This is a genomic window from Maridesulfovibrio sp., assembly GCF_965230075.1.
Taxonomy (GTDB): domain Bacteria; phylum Desulfobacterota; class Desulfovibrionia; order Desulfovibrionales; family Desulfovibrionaceae; genus Maridesulfovibrio.
Window position 1 is genome coordinate 2,881,508 of the sequence record NZ_OZ245945.1, and the last position, 18,994, is coordinate 2,900,501.

15 protein-coding genes are annotated in these 18,994 nt (G+C 48.5%); 6 read left to right on the forward strand and 9 right to left on the reverse strand.

Annotated elements, in window-relative coordinates:
- Positions 1-28: 28 nt before the first annotated feature.
- From nifJ to ACO05Z_RS13185, 3 genes are all read right to left on the reverse strand, one after another.
- On the reverse strand, positions 29-3,553 hold the full coding sequence (gene nifJ, locus ACO05Z_RS13175; RefSeq protein ID WP_421902642.1) for a pyruvate:ferredoxin (flavodoxin) oxidoreductase: 3,525 nt from the start codon (positions 3,551-3,553) through the stop codon (positions 29-31).
- Positions 3,554-3,987: 434 nt separating this feature from the next.
- Positions 3,988-5,478 carry a sigma-54-dependent transcriptional regulator gene (locus tag ACO05Z_RS13180; RefSeq protein ID WP_421902643.1) on the reverse strand — a complete coding sequence of 497 codons (1,491 nt, stop codon included), beginning with the start codon at positions 5,476-5,478 and terminating at the stop codon, positions 3,988-3,990.
- Positions 5,471-8,131 carry an ATP-binding protein gene (locus ACO05Z_RS13185; RefSeq protein ID WP_421902644.1) on the reverse strand — a complete coding sequence of 887 codons (2,661 nt, stop codon included), beginning with the start codon at positions 8,129-8,131 and terminating at the stop codon, positions 5,471-5,473. The genes ACO05Z_RS13180 and ACO05Z_RS13185 overlap by 8 nt, the downstream gene beginning before the upstream one ends.
- A gap of 184 nt (positions 8,132-8,315) precedes the next feature.
- On the opposite strand from ACO05Z_RS13185, the gene ACO05Z_RS13190 reads away from it, so the two are divergent.
- Both ACO05Z_RS13190 and ACO05Z_RS13195 read left to right on the forward strand, forming a co-directional pair.
- Positions 8,316-9,374: an esterase-like activity of phytase family protein gene (locus ACO05Z_RS13190; RefSeq protein ID WP_421902645.1), complete on the forward strand. Its 1,059-nt coding sequence runs from the start codon at positions 8,316-8,318 to the stop codon at positions 9,372-9,374.
- Positions 9,375-9,576: 202 nt separating this feature from the next.
- On the forward strand, positions 9,577-9,756 hold the full coding sequence (locus ACO05Z_RS13195; protein WP_421902646.1) for a hypothetical protein: 180 nt from the start codon (positions 9,577-9,579) through the stop codon (positions 9,754-9,756).
- A gap of 149 nt (positions 9,757-9,905) precedes the next feature.
- Here the strand turns inward: ACO05Z_RS13195 and ACO05Z_RS13200 are convergent, their stop codons facing one another.
- Positions 9,906-10,292: a DUF3568 domain-containing protein gene (locus tag ACO05Z_RS13200; RefSeq protein ID WP_421902647.1), complete on the reverse strand. Its 387-nt coding sequence runs from the start codon at positions 10,290-10,292 to the stop codon at positions 9,906-9,908.
- A gap of 442 nt (positions 10,293-10,734) precedes the next feature.
- Between ACO05Z_RS13200 and ACO05Z_RS13205 the strand changes: the two genes are divergently transcribed.
- From ACO05Z_RS13205 to ACO05Z_RS13220, 4 genes are all read left to right on the forward strand, one after another.
- Entirely contained in the window at positions 10,735-12,018 is a 1,284-nt protein-coding gene (locus ACO05Z_RS13205) for a hypothetical protein (RefSeq protein ID WP_421902648.1), read from the forward strand.
- A gap of 137 nt (positions 12,019-12,155) precedes the next feature.
- On the forward strand, positions 12,156-12,956 hold the full coding sequence (locus ACO05Z_RS13210) for a DUF3100 domain-containing protein (RefSeq protein WP_421902649.1): 801 nt from the start codon (positions 12,156-12,158) through the stop codon (positions 12,954-12,956).
- Entirely contained in the window at positions 12,956-13,414 is a 459-nt protein-coding gene (locus tag ACO05Z_RS13215) for a hypothetical protein (protein WP_421902650.1), read from the forward strand. The genes ACO05Z_RS13210 and ACO05Z_RS13215 overlap by 1 nt, the downstream gene beginning before the upstream one ends.
- On the forward strand, positions 13,415-14,560 hold the full coding sequence (locus ACO05Z_RS13220) for an amidohydrolase (RefSeq protein ID WP_421902651.1): 1,146 nt from the start codon (positions 13,415-13,417) through the stop codon (positions 14,558-14,560).
- A 62-nt stretch (positions 14,561-14,622) separates the two neighbouring features.
- On the opposite strand, the gene ACO05Z_RS13225 is transcribed toward ACO05Z_RS13220, so the two are convergent.
- The 5 genes from ACO05Z_RS13225 to rpoZ all read right to left on the reverse strand — a co-directional run bounded on the left by ACO05Z_RS13225 (position 14,623) and on the right by rpoZ (position 18,966).
- Positions 14,623-15,018 carry a response regulator gene (locus ACO05Z_RS13225; RefSeq protein WP_421902652.1) on the reverse strand — a complete coding sequence of 132 codons (396 nt, stop codon included), beginning with the start codon at positions 15,016-15,018 and terminating at the stop codon, positions 14,623-14,625.
- 236 nt (positions 15,019-15,254) lie between these two features.
- Complete coding sequence (locus ACO05Z_RS13230) at positions 15,255-16,961, reverse strand: FAD-dependent oxidoreductase (RefSeq protein ID WP_421902653.1); 1,707 nt, start codon at positions 16,959-16,961, stop codon at positions 15,255-15,257.
- A gap of 180 nt (positions 16,962-17,141) precedes the next feature.
- Positions 17,142-17,618: a cyclic pyranopterin monophosphate synthase MoaC gene (gene moaC, locus ACO05Z_RS13235; RefSeq protein WP_015852457.1), complete on the reverse strand. Its 477-nt coding sequence runs from the start codon at positions 17,616-17,618 to the stop codon at positions 17,142-17,144.
- A gap of 1 nt (position 17,619) precedes the next feature.
- Positions 17,620-18,741: a molecular chaperone DnaJ gene (dnaJ, locus tag ACO05Z_RS13240; protein ID WP_421902654.1), complete on the reverse strand. Its 1,122-nt coding sequence runs from the start codon at positions 18,739-18,741 to the stop codon at positions 17,620-17,622.
- 3 nt (positions 18,742-18,744) lie between these two features.
- The gene (gene rpoZ, locus ACO05Z_RS13245) at positions 18,745-18,966 is read right to left on the reverse strand and encodes a DNA-directed RNA polymerase subunit omega (protein WP_163292575.1); all 222 of its coding nucleotides are present in this window, start codon (positions 18,964-18,966) and stop codon (positions 18,745-18,747) included.
- Positions 18,967-18,994: the final 28 nt, after the last annotated feature.

Here is an 18,994-nt window from a genome sequence, read left to right on the forward strand (position 1 = left end):
GCAGGGCCGTCCGCAGGCGCGGGTGGTGCTATTTGCTTCCGCTGTAATCAGCGTCAGCCATGTATTTCAAGATTTCGTACCTTTCGTTATAATCTTTTTCGATTTTAGCGCGGTACTCTTTGGATGCTTCGGGGTTGATGCGCTCGAGCAGGCCGTAGCGGTTTTCGCCGGCCATGAACTCCTGCATGGTTCCGTCAGGAGCTTTGGACTCCAGAACAAAGGGGTTCTTGCCTTCGTCAGCAAGCAGGGGGTTGAAGCGGTAGAGCGGCCAGTAACCGGAATCTACTGCGAGCTTCATTTCGAGCTGGGTTTTACCCATACCCTTTCTGATACCCTGGTTGATGCAGGGAGCGTAGCAGATTACGAGAGAAGGACCGGGGTAAGCTTCAGCTTCCTGGATTGCCTTCATGAACTGCTGCTTGTTAGCGCCCATGGATACGGAAGCAACGTATACGTAACCGTAGCTCATCATCATGCGGCCGAGGTCTTTCTTGCCGGTGTTCTTACCACCAGCTGCGAACTTGGCGATGGAGCCGAGAGGAGTAGCCTTGGAGGACTGACCACCGGTGTTGGAGTATACTTCAGTATCCATTACGAGGATATTGATATCGCGACCGGAAGCGAGGACGTGGTCAACACCGCCGAAGCCGATGTCGTATGCCCAACCGTCACCACCGAATACCCAGAGGGATTTCTTGGTGAACAGGTCTTCCATGTCAGCGATCTCAGCGAGAAGTTCGGTCTGGGGAGCACCGTAGATGCCGTCCACCACTTTCTGACCGTACTCTTCGGAGAGAGCGGAATTGTCTTTGTTTTCCAGCCATGCCTTCATGTCAGCTTCGAGTTCAGCGGGAACGCCTGCTTCGACAGCTTCAGTCACGAGGTCAGCCAGTTTTTCACGACGGTGGGAGATACCCATTTCAATACCGTATCCGAACTCAGCTGCATCTTCGAACAGGGAGTTGCCCCAGGTGGGACCGTGACCGTTCTTGTTGGTGCAGTAAGGAGTAGTCGGAGCGGATGCACCCCAGATGGAGGAACAACCGGTGGCGTTAGCGATGATCATACGCTCACCGAAGAGCTGGGTGAGAGTCTTAACGTAGGGAGTTTCACCACAGCCGGAACATGCACCGGAGAATTCCATCAGCGGACGCTGGAACTGTGACCCCTTAACAGTGGTTCTGCTCATGAGGTTATCCTTTTCGGGGATGGTCATGGCAAAATCAAGGTTGGGAACTTCAGTGCCGAGCTGGGAAGCGGTGGGCTTCATAACCAGAGCGGATTCTTTTGCGGGGCAGATGTCTGCGCAGTTACCGCAGCCGAGGCAGTCCTGAGCGTAAACCTGCATGCGGTATTTGAGACCTTTGATCTCTTTACCTTTAGCATCGATGGTTTTGAAGGACTCAGGAGCGTCTTTCAGCTCTTCATCAGATACGAGCACGGGGCGGATAGCAGCGTGAGGGCAAACAAATGCACACTGGTTACACTGGATGCAGTTTTCAGGCAGCCATTCGGGAACGTTGATAGCAACGCCGCGCTTTTCGTACTGAGCAGTGGAAAGAGGGAAGAGGCCGTCAGGCTCAAAAGCGGAAACAGGCAGGTTGTCACCTTTCTGAGCAAGGATGGGACGGACAACATCGGTGATGAATGCCGGATCATCAGATACGGCCGCTTCGTCATCAGTGAGGTCTTTCCAAGATTCAGGAACATTGATTTCAACAAGGTTGGCAACAGCCTGGTCAACAGCAGCGTTGTTCATGTTGACGATCTTGTCACCTTTCTTGCCGTATGCTTTTTTGATGGATTCTTTGAGGTACGCAACAGCGTCTTCAAAAGGAATAACATCAGCAAGCTTGAAGAATGCAGTCTGCATTACCATGTTGATGCGGCCGCCAAGACCTACTTCAGCTGCGATTTTAACAGCGTCGATGGTGTAGAACTTGAGGTTTTTCTCAGCGATGGTGCGGCGCAGTTCAGCGGGAAGTTCCTTCTCCATGTCTTCTGCAGACCAGGGGGAGTTGATCAGGAAAGTTCCGCCGTCTTTGATGCCTTCGAGCAGGTCGTACTGGTGTACGTAGCTGGAGTTATGGCATGCGATGAAGTCAGCGCTGCTTACAAGGTAAGTGGACTGGATGGGGCTGTCGCCGAAACGCAGGTGGGACATGGTGATACCGCCGGACTTCTTGGAGTCGTAAGCGAAGTATCCCTGTGCGTACATATCGGTTTTGTCACCGATGATTTTAATAGCCTGCTTGTTAGCACCGACAGTACCGTCAGCACCGAGACCCCAGAACTTACACTGAACAGTTCCTTCGGGAGTGGTGTCCATATCGGGACCAACTGCGAGGGATGTGTTGGTAACGTCATCTTCGATACCAACGTTGAAGTGATTCTTGGGACCAGCTGCTTTCATGTTGTCGAATACAGCTTTAACCATGTTGGGGCGGAACTCTTTGGAACCGAGGCCGTAACGACCAGCGGTAATCACGGGGCTCATGCCGCTTTCCATGAATGCGGTGCAAACATCCTGGTACAGGGGATCGCCGAGAGCGCCAGGCTCTTTGGTGCGGTCCAGTACAGTGATGTTGGTGCAGGTTGCGGGCAGAACGTTGAGGAAGTACTCGGTAAGGAATGGACGGTACAGGCGGACTTTAATGAGACCGACTTTTTCGCCGTCAGCAACGAGCTTGTTAACAACTTCTTCAATGGCTTCACAGCCGGAGCCCATGGCAACGATAACTCTTTCGGCTTCGGGGTGCCCCACGTAGTCAAAAGGCTTGTAGTAACGACCGGTCAGGTCGCCGACTTTCTTCATGCAGCTGGTTACAATAGCGGGGAGCTGGTCGTAGAAACCGTTCGCTGCTTCACGTGCCTGGTAGTAAATATCAGGGTTCTGAGCAGTACCGCGGATGGAGGGATTCTCAGGATTCATTCCTCTTGCGCGGAAAGCTGCAACAGCGTCCCAGTCAACCAGAGACTTCATGTCTTCGTAATCGATAACTTCGATCTTCTGGATTTCGTGGGAGGTACGGAAACCATCAAACATGTGCAGGAAAGGCACGCTGGATTCGATGGATGCGAGGTGGGAAATAAGGGCGATGTCCATACATTCCTGTACGGAGCTGGATGCCAGCATCGCAAAACCGGTCTGGCGGCAAGCCATTACGTCCTGATGATCACCGAAGATGGAGAGTGCCTGTGCAGCGATTGCACGAGCGGAAACATGAAAAACACCGGGAAGAAGTTCACCGGAAATTTTGTACATGTTGGGGATCATAAGCAGGAGACCCTGCGATGCAGTATAAGTAGAAGTAAGAGCACCAGCTGCGAGAGCACCGTGAACGGCACCGGCAGCACCAGCTTCAGACTGAAGCTGTTTTACGTTGAGAACCTGACCGAAGATGTTCTTGCGGCCCTGTGCTGCCCACTCTTCTGCGACTTCACCCATGGTGGATGAAGGAGTGATGGGATAGATGGCTGCTGTGTCACTCATCGCGTAGGAAACGTGAGCGGTAGCTGTGTTACCATCCATAGTTTTCATGTTCTTAGCCATTAAGTAAGCTCCTTAAGAGATTTAATGTAGTAACCTCACCGAGTAATAAAAACCTTGCTGAAACAATCGGAACCCAAGGCGCAAGGTTGAACACTCACATAAGCCCCTGTTATCAATTTGCGTGCCAAGTTCAAAAGAAAAGGCAAAAGTCCGGATATTCAGGCGGTTAACTAACACAACCCTTAACATTCGTGAGTGAATGCTCATCTTTTGTCCGAAATTTAAGACACTCGTAAAATGCCTTTAAAATACCATTTCCCTGTCACTGGACTGAAACATTGGTAGAAAAGCCCGCATCCCAACGGCTCCTGTCCAAAGCACACAAAAAAAGCCTTGTCCTCAAAAAAAGACAAGGCTTAGTCTTAAAAACCAGACTGAACACTTATTCAATGATTATTTTATACTTCGCATTTCATAACAGGCACTTACTAACACTAATCATTTATACCGTGCTTCTTTAGCAAAGCATAAAAATGAGAACGAGAAAGACCTGATATTTTGAGGATTGTTGCTGTATCTCCTTCATGTCTCAAGAGCAGCTCTTCAAGGTACTTTTTCTCTGCCATACCCTTAAAAATTTTGAGCGGGGGGAGTTCTTCAGTAAGTATTTCGGACACTGCATTATCAAAAACTGAATTCTGATTCAGTCCGGACAAGTCTGTTTTTTCAGACACCGGTTGAACAGGCGACTCAGGCGCAGCCTTTACAACAGAATTAACCTCTTCCAAAGAAGCTTTACCGCTCTTCCTGAGATTTGATTTAGCCATTTTAATACGCAGGGCATCGGAAAGATGCATGGCATAAATGGTGTTGCCGGACCCGGAAGCCACAAAAGCCTGCTCTACGACGTTAAACAGCTGCCGCACGTTACCGGGCCAGTCGTAATTGTCGAGCACATCATAAAAATCTGAACTGGCAACCTTGGGAGGCACACCGTAATGCGCACTGAGACGGGAGAGATGGAAAGCAGTCAGCTCACGGATATCCCCTTCCCTCTCACGCAGGGACGGCAGGTGGATATAAATAGTCTGAATCCGGTAAAGCAGATCCTGCCTGAATTCACCACGTGCAACCATGGCTTCAAGGTCACGGTTTGTTGCGGCGATGAGTCTGAAATCACTCTTGAACTCCCTGTTCTCGCCAACCGGACGGTAGGTTCGTTCCTGCAAAACCCTGAGAAAGGATTTCTGCACTGCGAGGGGCATCTCCCCTACTTCATCAAGAAACAGGGTCCCCTTGTCAGCAAGAGGAATGAGTCCCTTACGGTCGGCCTGCGCCCCGGTAAAAGATCCGCGCTTATGTCCGAAAAGAGTACTCTCGACCAGAGTCTCAGTCAGGGAGGCACAGTCCACCACCACAAAATTATTCCCCGAACGTTTGGAATTTTCATGGATAGTCTGAGCGAAAAGCTCCTTACCGGTCCCGGTTTCACCGTTAACCAGTACGTTTGCATCTGACCCGGAAGCATGGGCCACCAGATCATAACACCCTTTGATTTCAGCACTCTTACCAACAATATTATCCAGATTTAGGGCTACACAATGGGCCTTGTTCTGCTTCTCTTCATGAAATTCAAGTGCCCTGCGCATGGAAAGGGTAATCTGCTTTACAGAGGAAGGCTTAACCAAAAAATCCCAAGCCCCGCCTTGAATAGCCAGTTCTGCTCCGTCAGCATCACCCTTACCGGTCAGGATGATAACCTCAGGATTGCCGGAAGAATCCTTAACCTGCTGTAAGTAATCAAGGCCATTCCCATCTGGAAGAGAGATATCCAGGAACACAAGATCAAAATCACCAGACTGAACCCTGGAAAGGCCGTCCCTCAAGTTGTAAGAACTGACCGCCTCATGCCCTGTCCGGGCAATAAGACTCTCAATAGTTTCACAAACCTGAACATCATCATCGATAATCAGAATTCTACCCATCTATGTTCTCCGTAGAAGAAAGAACTTCTCGAATTGCGTCAGCAATAATTGTTTTATTGTAAGGCTTCATAAGAACCTTCCTGACACTCTTAACATCATATTCAACATCAGCTACGTAACTAAGCACATTGCGCCTGCCGGAAACAACCAAAATAGGCAGGTCCGGGGCTACATCCTGAACCATACGGGCCAACTCCAGACCGTTGGTGGTCGGCATATCGTAGTCTGTTATCATCAAATCAAACCGCCCGGGCTCGTCCACAATCAAGTTAAACGCTTTTTCCGGGGAAGCAAGGGCTGTAACCATATAGCCAAGGCTTTCCAAAATCCGGGGTGTGGTTTCCAGCTGATCCTCATCGTCCTCCACAAAGAGGATATTCTCCTGCCCCATGGGCAAGGCACCATAACTCTTGCGGGCAGTATCACGCAGCTGTCCCTGCACCGGAAGATAAATTTCAAATGAGGTTTTAACGTCAGGAGTACTGCTCACGGAGATACCTCCGCCATGCCCCTTGATCAAGCCGTGCACAACGGCCAGCCCCAGCCCGGTTCCTTCTGCCTTGCCCTTGGTGGTAAAAAAGGGATCGAAAATCTTATCCAGTATTTCAACAGGAATCCCCGGTCCATTATCAGAGATTTCCAACCGCAGATAAACTCCGGGGGCCACGCGCATGAACTGGGCCTGCTCATCCTCGACTTCGACAGTCGTCAAGGTAACATCGATGCGCCCGCCCCGTCCTTTCAGCGAATGAAAAGAGTTGGTACACAGGTTCATGATCACCTGATGAATCTGGGTCGGGTCGGCCATAACCAACGGCGCTCCCTCAGGGGCATTGGCTGATACCCGAATATTTCGCGGCAGGGAAGCCTTAATAAAGTCGACTGTTTCCTTAACCACCTCTCCGATATCGGTGGGCTTGAATCCTTCCTGTGAAGGCCTGCTGAAAGTCAGGATTTGCTTAACCACCCGGCTGCCGCGCTGTGCGGCTTTAATCGCACGGTCAAGGTCCTTCCAAGTGATGGTGCCTTCCTCAATATCGCTTAAGGCCAGCTCCACCGAGTTCATGATAGAGGTCAGGATATTATTAAAATCGTGGGCAATACCACCGGCAAGAGTTCCGATAGCCTCCATCTTCTGGGACTGCAAGAGCTGCTTTTCAAGGTTGACCTTACGGGTTACATCCTCAGCAGTGGAAAGAGTGCCTACAACCTCCCCTTTTTCATTGTATAGAGGAACCTTGTTGATCTCCAGCCAGACCGGATCTTCCCCATCACGAATTAATGACCAGTTAATGCCCATACGCGGCTTGCCGGACTGCAGAACCTTCTTGTCCCAGACCGCAGCCTGCTCCGCAAACCTGCGGTGGAGGTCAATCTCCGAGTCATTTAAACCAACCAGAGCCCAAGGCGAACCAAGCCCGAAAAAGTCGGTGAAGGAATGGTTGGCGCCCAAATAGCGCTGCTTTTTATCCTTCCAGCAAATCAACAATGGAATGGTATCCATAAGGATTTCCTGAAACGAAAGCTGAGCCTTAATGCGTTTTTCCACTTTACGCCGTTGCAAAATAGAAATTATCAGCATGACCAGAATCATACTCAGCCCAAGAATGGAGACGATAATAGTCCAAAAGACCTGCTTGTCCAGTTTGTAGAAATAGTCAGGCTCGTTGATTATGACACTGTCTTCCGGAAGTATATCGCTATTGATCTTAAACCGTTCCAAGACATTGTAATCAAACATATAGTATTCATTGGTCGCCTTGATAACCCTTTGCTCCGGCATCTTACCCGTCTTAAGCACGTGAAGAGCCATTTCAGCGGCCTTGCGCCCCTGATCATTACCGGAAAGTAGCTTGCCGCCCACGATGCCATGGCCAAGCAAAAATTCCCAGACACTGAAAATCATCACCGGGGAATTCTGGTAAATAATATTAAGCACTTCTTCGGAAGAGAGGAGTTCCCCGTGCGCCCCTTTATAGAAAGGGGTAAAAAGCAAAATTTCGTTCTTGCTCATGGTCCGGGAATTGGCCAGCAGATCCACCAGCGGCATATCATTCCAATATTCAAAATTTAAAACACCCTTAAAGAGCGGTTCTGCTTGCATTATCTGAGCCCTGATAGCCTGCGATGTAACTGACTGGTCACCCACCACAACAATCTTATTGAGGTTCGGATTGATCTTCAGGGCAAGGTCGATATTATCTTTGATATCCGGGTTTTCCAGAACCCCGCAATAATTATCCAGACCTTCAATAAGTTCCGGACGAAAATCATTAATACCGCAGAAAATAACCGGAACACCGGGAAAGAAAGTATCCCTGTAGCGAAGCATGAAATTTAAGGCATTGTTATCGGAAACAACAATAGCTGAGAACTTGTACTTCTGATATTTGAACACATAATATGAATGCAGGATTTCCATAAAATCCCGATCCTTGAAACGTTTTGTGTCCATATACTCGATATGCAGGTCAATATTAAGCCCGCTGGAAGCAAATGTATCACGCAAACCATCAAGGATATCATCCGACCACCTATAGCCGTTCTGATACGAGTTCAGGTAAAGAACGTTGCGTTTCTCACTTTCAGCCTGAGCGACAGAAGAAATAAATATGCTTAAAATAAGCAAAGTTACAGTGAATATATGTTTCACTTTCCATGTTCTCCAGTTAATATGCCTAAGACTAGGGGCCAGCCGGGATATTTTTGTCAAACTCACTCCCTCAAAAGCTTCCCTGTTCAGCTTTTACAATATACAAGAAACGTACCGCATTTAATCAAAATTTACGTTATCTGCGTATCTTATAATTCAAAAACTCCTTCTTCTGGAGAAAAAAATGAAAAAAATCATTATCTTCATTCTCATCCTCTGCTGCACTCCTCTCTCCATGCTTGTCGGAGCATCCACAGAGCTTGATAATCCGGCCCAACCGGAACTCAATCCGATCCCCATAATATTAGTAAGTGAACAAGAAGGACCGCTGACTGCAGGAACAACAGAACTACCCCACCCCGAACTCAAATACAGGGGAACTCTGCTTTTAAACAGCCCTTATCCCGCCTTTGGAGGATTTTCCGACCTGTTACTCAGCAAGGACCGCAAAACCTTTTTGGCAATATCGGATATGGGGTTTTGGCTGAAAGGTTCCCTTAGCTACACCAAATCAGGATTTCTAAAAGATGTTGAACGCAAAGCTGAATTAGGCCAGTTACTCAATACTGAAGGCAAAACTTTTGCCATAAAATATTACGCTGACAGCGAAGCACTATGCCGAGCCCCAAACCAAAGTCCGGACGACACAATAAATCCCGGCTACCTCGTAGCATTTGAACGTGTCCACCGCATTTACCACTATAATTCCGGTGAACCTCTCTATCTTTCGGGAAAAGCAACAGCTCTGCCACTCCCAAAACAACTCACAGATTTACCTGAGAACGGTGGGATTGAAGCAATGCTTCGGCTGCATGACAACAGTATCTTCGTGCTTAGCGAGGGTGATAGTTCTGCAGGTCCTTTCTCGAAGGGAGCATTGCTGAAAAATGGCAAGTGGATCAACTTTAAGTACGAACGAAACTCTGCTTACCGCCCGACATCAGCCGGAAAACTAGCTAACGGAAAAATTCTCATCCTCGAGCGAAAGTACCAAGGCCCAAGGACACTGGGCACCCGTTTCTGCACTATAGATAGAGACAAAATCACTGAGGGAGCCACACTTAGTCCTGAACTGTTTTGTGAAATAAATCTTCCCATTCCCCGCGACAATTACGAAGGCATGGACATCATCAGTGATGATGACGGCAACCAGTGGATCTACATAATTTCCGACGACAACTTCTCCCCGGTTCAACACACTTTGCTGAGCCTGTTTGAACTTAAAAAACAACCCGCTAATTAGTCTTTGTATTTTATGTCATTATGTACACATCAAATCAATAAGTAAAACAATTACAAATAGTTAAGTACAAAAACAAAATATCCAAACAATTCAAGCGCATTGCTGTTTTGTCCATTTTTTTTGCTCTGAAGCGTTGTTTTGTTCCGCTGTAGAGGTTATATTCTTAATAGGTGAAAACACCATTTAACCAACGGAGGAAGCCATGAAGCAGAACAAGAGTCCGGAAACAAAGCCTAAAGTTACGGCCTGCCCGATCATAAACTTGAAGGACAAGAATGACCTGTTCATGATTTCAAATGACAACTGGAACACTCAGGACAACCGCACGTTCATCATGAATGCTGATTTCCGCCAAATGGATTCAGCAAGAAGCAAGAAATAAATGGTCGCAGACCGTCTTCCCTCCCATTCTCAGAGCAGACGCCCCCAGACGATCCCCCCTTTAAATTGATCCATAAGGGGGGATGAAGACAAAAAAAGGCACCCTGCTTTATGCAGGATGCCTATGGGTATTTATTTGCTTAAAAACAGTTAGAAATTCTTATTAATCGCCGCTAAAATCCTTCGGGAAGCACCCTCATCTCCAAGAATACCATACCTGACAGACACTTCTGTGACCTTGGAAGAAACATATTCTAAATCGATGAGCACGGTTGTATCAACATCTTTCGCTTTAATGGAAGCATCACTGAGCCTTTTCTTATTCTCTTCCACCTTCAAATTCAGATTCTGACAAGCCTTAAGCGCTGCCTGGTAAGTGCTGCCCAGATCGGCATTAAATTTCTGTTTGGCCTGACCGGTGACAAAAACATATGTACCACCAGCTGCCGCCCCGCCAAGAACAACAGCCGCGCAACCGGAAACAGCTACGCACATGGAAAGAACAAGGCAGAGAGCAAGAATTCTATTTTTCAACATAATGCAACTCCTTGGCATAAATATTTGTTAAACTAATTATCCTGTCACCAGAGAGGGGTCAACAATTCCTTCAGAGATACACATCAAAGTATCAAAACAATGTGATCCATAACAGCACACAAATAAGCACTTACACTTATTTAGCCCACGCAAAAGCATACTTAAAAAATTATTTTTTTACGAAATGCGAAATATAAACGTTTTCGCGCAACCCAAGAAGCAAAACAAATCATAAAACTTAACGCAAAACAAATCTAAAACCAGATAATAACGGGCTTGAGGCAAGCACAGACTTTCCCTCTCAGCTTGACACCCTTACTTTCTGACGGCAGATTGATTTTTATTTAGGTCATATTTATGACAGAGCCTAAATTGACTACTGGCCAACACACTACGCAATCCGCAACAAAAACAACAAAAATCCCCACTCAAGATGTCTGCAATGAAAATAGGCTGTATCGGCCCTTCCGATTCCATTAATCTTGTCAAAGAGGTAGCTGCCAGATGCTGCCCGGAAATTACCTTGCTCACATATGTGCGGGAACGGGCTGAAGATTCGTGGGAAGTGCTTGAACAATGCCAGCGGGAAACCAGCGGAACCCTCTTCACTGGAATCGCAGTGCAGGAAGGAGCCAAGGCCCGGGGGACTGTCACAAATCCATATGAGCACATCCAGCGCGGCGGCTACAGCCTGCTGCGGGTCCTATCGGAAATGAGTAGAAAAGGCATCAAATCCGGAAGACTCAGTATCGATGTGGTCAGTGATGATATTCTGGTGGAAGTTGTACGCGAATTCGGAGTGGAACTGGAGGACATCCATTCCATGCCCTTTGCCCTGCACCTCAGCGAACAGGAATATTTAAACCGCCATATTGAACTTTACAAATCAGGCAAAGTCGAGGCAATCGCCACCGGGTTCGGCTATGTATACAGCGAACTACAGAAACGAGGCCTTCCGGTCTTCAGGCTCTACGCCAGCACCTTGCAGATCAGGGATTCACTGACCCGGCTGACCGGACGAATCAAGAACCTGAGCCTGCGGTCCGCCGGAATCGCAATCCAGTTGGTAAAACTCAAATCCATCACCCGCAGTTCCATTAACCAGTACGATGACATGAAGAACGGGGGAAGATTCTATCTGGAACTCCTCGAATACGTTCGCGCCATTCAGGGCAGTCTTTTTAATTTCGGAACCGAGGAATACGTAATATTTTCCACCCGTGGACTCATCGACAGCATCCCGCACCGGGAACACTTTGAAAGACTGCTGAGCTGGGGGCGGGAACGTAATATAATTTTTTCTTCCGGCATCGGTATCGGGGCCACAGCCTTTGAGGCGGAGAAATCAGCCCGGAAAGCTCTGGATAACGCCGCAAAATTCGACAAAGGAGGCCTTTTTGTTGTCGAGGGCACCCAGATTCGCGGCCCTATCGGTGAGGAAGATGAGCTGGAATACAGCACCCATGTCGTTGACGACAGGTTGCTTAAGATGTCGAAAAAGATCGGCATCAGCCCCAGCTATCTGGATAAAATCAGATCCCTTATGGACAAAACCCGTAAAGACACTTTTGACTCCTCAGACTTTGCCGCCTGCCTCGGAATTGGAGAACGCAGTGCGCGCCGGGTGCTGAAAAAGTTTCTGGACAGCGGTTTTGCAGAAATCAACGGCAGGGAAGTGGCAAATCAGGTAGGCCGTCCCAAAAAGATGGTCCGCCTGTTGATTTAAGGGAATCTGCTTTTTTTCGGCGGAGTTTCGGACACATTTATGTCGTGTCCGAAAATAAATTATGGTCTTGCCTGAAAAGGCTTTTTGTTCAACAACTTTCCGGCTGCCCAGTGCAGCCAACATCAGTGGAGTGTTTTATGAATGAAGCTGTGAAAAATGTAAAACTGCACCTTGTGGTTCTTGCCCTGGTGGTAGTTTCCGAACTCATAGGAATCATGACTTTTAAAGTAGGTCCGGGTAAACTCGTCCTGCTGCCCATGCTTTACGCAATGTTTATCGGTATCTTCCTCGGCCCCAAATTCTGCAAGGTCGTTAAGGAAAAGGATATGTTTCAGGCCAGCACCCTCGTCGGCCTGACCCTGCTCCTGCTCATGGCGCGTTACGGCACCCTCGTAGGTCCTAAATTCTTTGAAATCCTTAAGGCCGGCCCCGCTCTGGTCCTGCAGGAGTTCGGTAACATTGCCACCCTGCTCCTTGGTATCCCCATTGCCATGTACCTCGGCCTGAAACGCGAAGCTGTTGGCGCGGCCCACTCCATCGCACGTGAACCCAACGTGGCTCTCATCGGTGATATCTACGGCCTCGACTCCGCTGAAGGACGCGGCGTAATGGGCGTATACATCTGCGGTACTGTTTTCGGAACCATCTTCTTCGGTCTGATGGCCTCCTTCCTCGCAGCCTTTGAAATCTTCCATCCCTATGCACTGGCAATGGCTTCCGGTGTTGGTAGCGCAAGTATGATGACTGCATCAGTTGGTAGCCTCAGCGCCGCTTACCCGGCAATGGCTGAACAGATTCAGGCTTTCGGCGTGGCAAGTAACACCCTTTCCGGAATCGACGGCGTATACATGTCCTTGATTATGGCCCTGCCCATGTCCAACAAGCTCTACAACTACATCTATAAACTCAAATATAAAACTGCTCCGGAGGCCGTGTAATGACTAAGCAGCAAAATCTTATAGAATCCGCAGCCGTTCTCGTTCTGGTAAGCATCATGGTCCTTATCGGTAACCATGTGGGCTTTAACAACAACATGGTGGAAGCCCTGCCCGGTATGGGCATCCTGCTTCTGCTCTGCATTGCAGGTGTTGCCACCAACATGTTTGTATTCAAAAAAATCCCTTCTGTGCTCTTCGTCATTACTTACGGCGTTATTGTCAGCCTTCCGGGATTTCCCATGTCCGAAACTGTTAATGCATACGTAGCCAAAGTTCACTTTCTGGCTCTGACCACTCCTATCCTCGCCTATGCCGGTGTGGCTATCGGTAAGGATCTAGACACCTTCAAGAAAAGCGGCTGGCGCATTGTCATCGTAAGTATCTTCGTCATGATCTCCACTTACATCGGCTCCGCTGCCATTGCCCAGAGCGTGCTCAAGTTCATGGGAGACATTTAGATGGCTTTGAATTCCGAAGTTCTTGCCCTTCTTGACGAAATGAAGGAAATCCGCCGCAACATCCATCGTAACCCCGAGGTTGGACTGGATACGGTGGAAACCGCAAAAATGATCAAGTCCAAACTTGATGAGTACGGTATTCCTTACTCCGATTGCGGTGTGAACTCTGTTGTAGCTGAAGTAAAAGGCGGTGATGGCGACACTACCGTGGCCTTCCGCGTTGATTTCGATGCCCTTGAGATGGACGAAGAAAATGACTTCGCCCACAAATCCCAAGTGGAAGGCAGGATGCACGCCTGCGGTCATGACGGGCACTGCACATCTTTGATTGCCCTTGCGGCCTACCTTTCCAAGCACCGTGACTTCAACGGCACAGTGCTCCTTCTTTTCCAGTCCGGAGAAGAAGGATACGAAGGTGCGCTCAGGGTCATAGAGGACGGTTTCTTTGATAAATACAAAGTGGATTACATGTTTGGGTTCCATAACTGGCCCGGACTTGAAACCGGAAAAATTGCTGTTCACAACGGAGCCTGCATGGCATCCGAAGACCGCTTTGAAATTCATGTAACCGGCAAGAGCGGACACGCCTCCATGCCCCACGTGAGCAATGAGCCATTTGCAGCAGTGGCGGACATCATCAAGGGCTTGCAGTCCATTATCGTCCGCAAGGTCCCTTCCCACGAACGCGGAGTGATTTCCATCACTCAGGTGCATGGCGGGAGCATGCGCAACGGTATTCCCGACCGGGTCATGGTTCAGGGTAACGTCCGAACCTGCAATGAAGAGGTTCAGGATCTTATTGAAGAATCAATAGGTCAGGTAGCCAAGGGTGCTGCGATTATGTACGGGGTTGAAGCGGAGCTGGATTATGTCCGCAAACACCCGGTACTGGTCAACTCGGTACCCGAAATAGGCTTGAAAGCAGCGGAAAAGGTTGTCGGCGCAGATAACGTCGTCACCGACATGGAATCATCCATGGCTGCGGAAGACTATGCCTTCTTCATGAAGCACACCAAGGGCTGCTATGTCTGGATCGGCAACGGTTCCGACTCTGCTGCCCTGCACAACAGCAAATACGATTTCAATGATAAAATCCTGCCTGTTGCGGCAAGCTTCTTTATCGCCGTCATTGACGAACTTCTCTAAATAAAAAGCGGGGCCCTCCACAGGCCCCGCTTTTCAAAAACAGCTTATCAGTCAAAATCTTTTTAAAGAATATTATTCTCGCGCAGCTCATTCATGACCTGCACCTTATTGAACGGTTTCACGATATAACAGCTGGCGTAACCTTTAAAGAACGCCTGACTGACATTCTTTGTATCTTTCAGGGAAGTGATCATGACCAGCTTGAATTCATCCGGTCCATCAACTTTCATTTCCTTTTCCAGATTACGCAACTTCTTGGTCGCCTCATGACCGTCCATTTCAGGCATAAGAATATCCATAAAAACCGTATCAAACGGGTCTTCATCTTCATAAGCCTTTTTATAGAGTTCAATGGCATCTGCTCCATTGAAAACTGCCTCACAGCGGGCATACGGTGAGAGCAATTTACTCAAATACATGTGGACGGTTTCATCATCGTCAATAATTAGAAACCTCATATCCCCTCACTTGCACAGTATCAAAGTTAAATATAATTCAATGCCTACAATTTGTTTAATTTCTACTCTATACAATAAAATAAATAAAAAACCATAGCAACTTCAAATTCAAAAAAATACTCTAATGTCTGTTAACAGGTTCACCTTAAGCCTAAAAACTGTCAACATACTATATTAAAACAAAAAAACGCCGTCCCTTATAAAGAGACGGCGTTTTCAATACAACTATATTTAAGCTAGATATCAACGCCGTAAGCCTTGATAACCGCCATTCCACCATGAGTGTTGTGAACCTCTTCAAAGCCAAGAGCATCAAGCATGATCTGTGCTTCGTAAGAACGACCACCGGTGTTGCAGACCAGCACCAGTTTCTTATCCTTAGGCAATTCTTCGTACCTTCTGGGGATTTCGCCCTGCGGGATATTGTGCCAATATTCGGGATACTTTTCGAGGAAAGGTTCAGCATCTGCTTTTTCACGAACATCAAGGAAGCAGTATTTTCCGCTTTCGCGATCAGCCCAAAGCTCGGCGAAAGCATCCGGACCGCTGCCATGGTTCATTCCGTAAACAGCATTATCAGCCATGTTCGCAATGGCATTGAGCACATCCATGGCAGAAGCAAACGGCGGGGAGTAAGCAACTTCAAGGTTGCTGACATCTTCGATCTTGGGTTCATATTTCATGATTGCCGCAACTGCATTGATACGGCCGACAAGAGCGTCACCGCCTGCAGAAACCCCCTGAATACCGAGAACACGGCGGGTGGTCTTATCCACAACCATTTCAAGAGTCATCATATCCTTTTCAGGATAGAAATGGGCACGGTCAGCCATGATCAGCATAACGCTGATAGCATCAAAGCCGGCCTGTTTTGCGGCACCGAGACTCATTCCGGTACCGGACATGGCCCGTTCGAAAATCTTCACACACCATGAACCTGCTGCTGCGGGGAAAGTCTCTTTACGTCCGGCAAGGTTACCGCCGATTACGCGGCCCTGTCTGTTAGCCATTGAGCCCATGGGCAGAAACAGGGGGGAACCGTCAACTGCATTCTTGATGATTGCGCAGTCACCACCGGAAAAAATCAGTGGATCGGAAGTACGCATGGTTTCATCAACCAAGATGCCGCCGCGCTCGCTGCATTCAAGACCGCAGTCACGAGCAAGGCTGTCGTTGGGGATAACACCGGCAGAGATGATGACTATATCCGCTTCAACTTCACCGTCAGAGGTAATTACGCGCTCAACCTTGCCGTCACCTTCAATCTTGGAAACGGTCTGGCCGAGTTTGAAGGATACACCTTCTTCTTCCATGTGTTTCTGACCCATTTGTGCCAGCACCGGGCTGCACATACGGGGCAGAATTTGATCAAAAATTTCAACTACTGTGGTTTCAATGCCCCACATGTCGGAAAATGCTTCAGCCATTTCAAGACCGATAAATCCGGCACCAACGACAACAGCTTTGCCGTACTGGCCCTTGGTAATACCTTCCTTGATCTTTTCAGCGTCATGCATATTGCCGACGTAAAAAACGTTTTCAAGGTCTTCACCGGGAAGGCCGAGCTTGCGGGGGGTGGCTCCGGTACCGATCACGAGCTGATCGTAATCCAGAACACTCTCTTCGCCGGTCTTCAGGTTCTTGATCTGAACCTGCTTGTTTTCACGGTCGATCTTGGTGGCTTCGGTGGAAGAAAGCACTTCCACGCCTTTGATGTCGTTGAAAAACGGCTCATCACGAACCATGTGGAAAGCGGTGGTACGAAGCTGGTTAGCCTCGGACACATCTCCGGAGACAAAGTAAGGGATACCGCAACCGCCGTAGGAGAAAATTTCGTCCCTGTCGATGAGGGTAACGCGGGCATCCTGCCTGATTCTTTTATAACGGCAGGCCGCCTTGGGACCTAGTGCAACAGCACCAATGACAACTACATGTTCTGACATGAACTGAACCTCTGTTTTGAGATTTACATAACTACTGAAAAGCCTCCTGATCAGTAGGGAAATTGTCTTTGGTCTACGAACTAATCATTTTAATGAATAAACGCAAGTAGCTTAGAAAAAGAAAAGCGGCAGCACTGATTAATCAGTGCTGCCGCTTTAACAAATCTAATATCAAAAAGCTTACTCTGCCTTAAACACTCCGGACTTGCCGCCTTCTTTGTAGACGAGTCGTACATCGGAGATGATTACATCCTTCTGTACAGCCTTGCACATGTCGTAAATAGTGGCACAGGCAACCTGAACGGCTACCAACGCTTCCATTTCAACCCCGGTTTTTCCGGTACAGCGGGCCTCGCCTTCAACTTCGATGGTCAGTTCGGCATCGTTGATGGCAAAACGCACGTCAACGTAGCTGAGTGCAATGGGATGACAGAGCGGAATGAGGCGATGAGTTTCCTTGGCCCCCATGATGCCTGCTATTTTGGCAGAAGCAAGGGCATCTCCTTTAGGGAGAGCCTGCTGCTTAAGCAGATTGAAGGTTTCCTCGTTGAGGATGACCCTTCCCTTGGCAATAGCTGTGCGCTTGGTGTCGGCCTTGGCGGCCACGTCCACCATTACAGCATTGCCTTCGGCATCAATGTGGGAAAACTCACTCATACTACTCACCCATCACTTTATCTTTCGCTTTCTTAAAAAGCTTTTTAACTTTCTTCATGGGCTTCTCTTCATCAAGGGCTTCGAATTCCCTGAGAAGCTCTTCCTGCCTGCTGTTCAAGCTGGTCGGAGTCTTAACCTTAACTTCCACCAACAGGTCTCCCTTATGGGAACTGCCTAGATAAGGAAGGCCAAGCCCGCGAAGCTGGAAGACCTCACCGCTCTGGGTTCCCTTGGGGATATCCATTTCAATGGGATCATCCAGGGTAGGAACTTCGAGCTTGTGGCCCAGTGCGGCCTGAACAAAGGAGATCTCAGTGCTCAGGACCAGATCCTGTCCCTGACGCTTGAAGACCTTGTCCGGCTCCACAGTGATAACCACGTAAAGATCTCCATGGGGGCCGCCGTTCATTCCGGCTTCACCTTCTCCACGCAGACGCAGGCGGGAACCATTATCCACACCAGCGGGGATACGTACATTCAGATCTTTCTGCTTACGCACATATCCGGCACCGCGACATTCAGGACAGGGATCAGTGATTACCTTGCCTCGTCCATTACATGCGGGACAAGGAACGGAAATACGGAAAAAGCCCTGATTCTGCTCAACTGCTCCCCTGCCACCGCAATGAGCACAGGTCTCGGGAGAAGTTCCGGGAGCGGAACCACTGCCTTCGCAGGTCTCACAGGTATCGGTTACAGGAATATTCAGCTCAACTTCGGTACCCTTAGCTGCATCACGAAAGGACACAGTCAGGTTGTAACGAAGGTCGGAACCGGCCTGCATGCGGTTGGCACCACGGCCACCACCGCCGAATCCGAAGATATCGCCAAAGATATCGCCGAATGCACCGAAAATATCCTCGGAAGACTGGAATCCACCAAATCCGCCGTTCATTCCGTTCATGCCATCATGGCCGAAGCGGTCGTAACGACTTCTCTTTTCAGGGTCGCGCAGAACATCGTATGCTTCCGCAGCTTCCTTGAATTTCTCTTCAGCTTCCGCATTGCCCGGGTTACGGTCAGGGTGAAATTCCATTGCCTTCTTACGATAGGCCCTCTTAATTTCCCCTTCCTGGGACTCTCTGGAAACTTCTAAAACTTCATAATAGCAACGTTTTGACATGACTTATTCGCTGCCGGGCTTTTTACCGTCAGCAGTGTGGTAGCTCTCGGGAAGAACCTTGGTAGCGGCAATTTCCCTGAGTGCGGTTACGATTTCTTTGTTTTTGGATTCAACAAGAGGAGTGTAACCTTCACGGTACTGCTTCACTCTTTTAATGGCCATCTGGACGATAAGGAATCTGTTACCAACCTCAGCCAGACAATCTTCAACTGTGATTCTTGCCATACGATCTCCAACACAATGGTTTTACCGG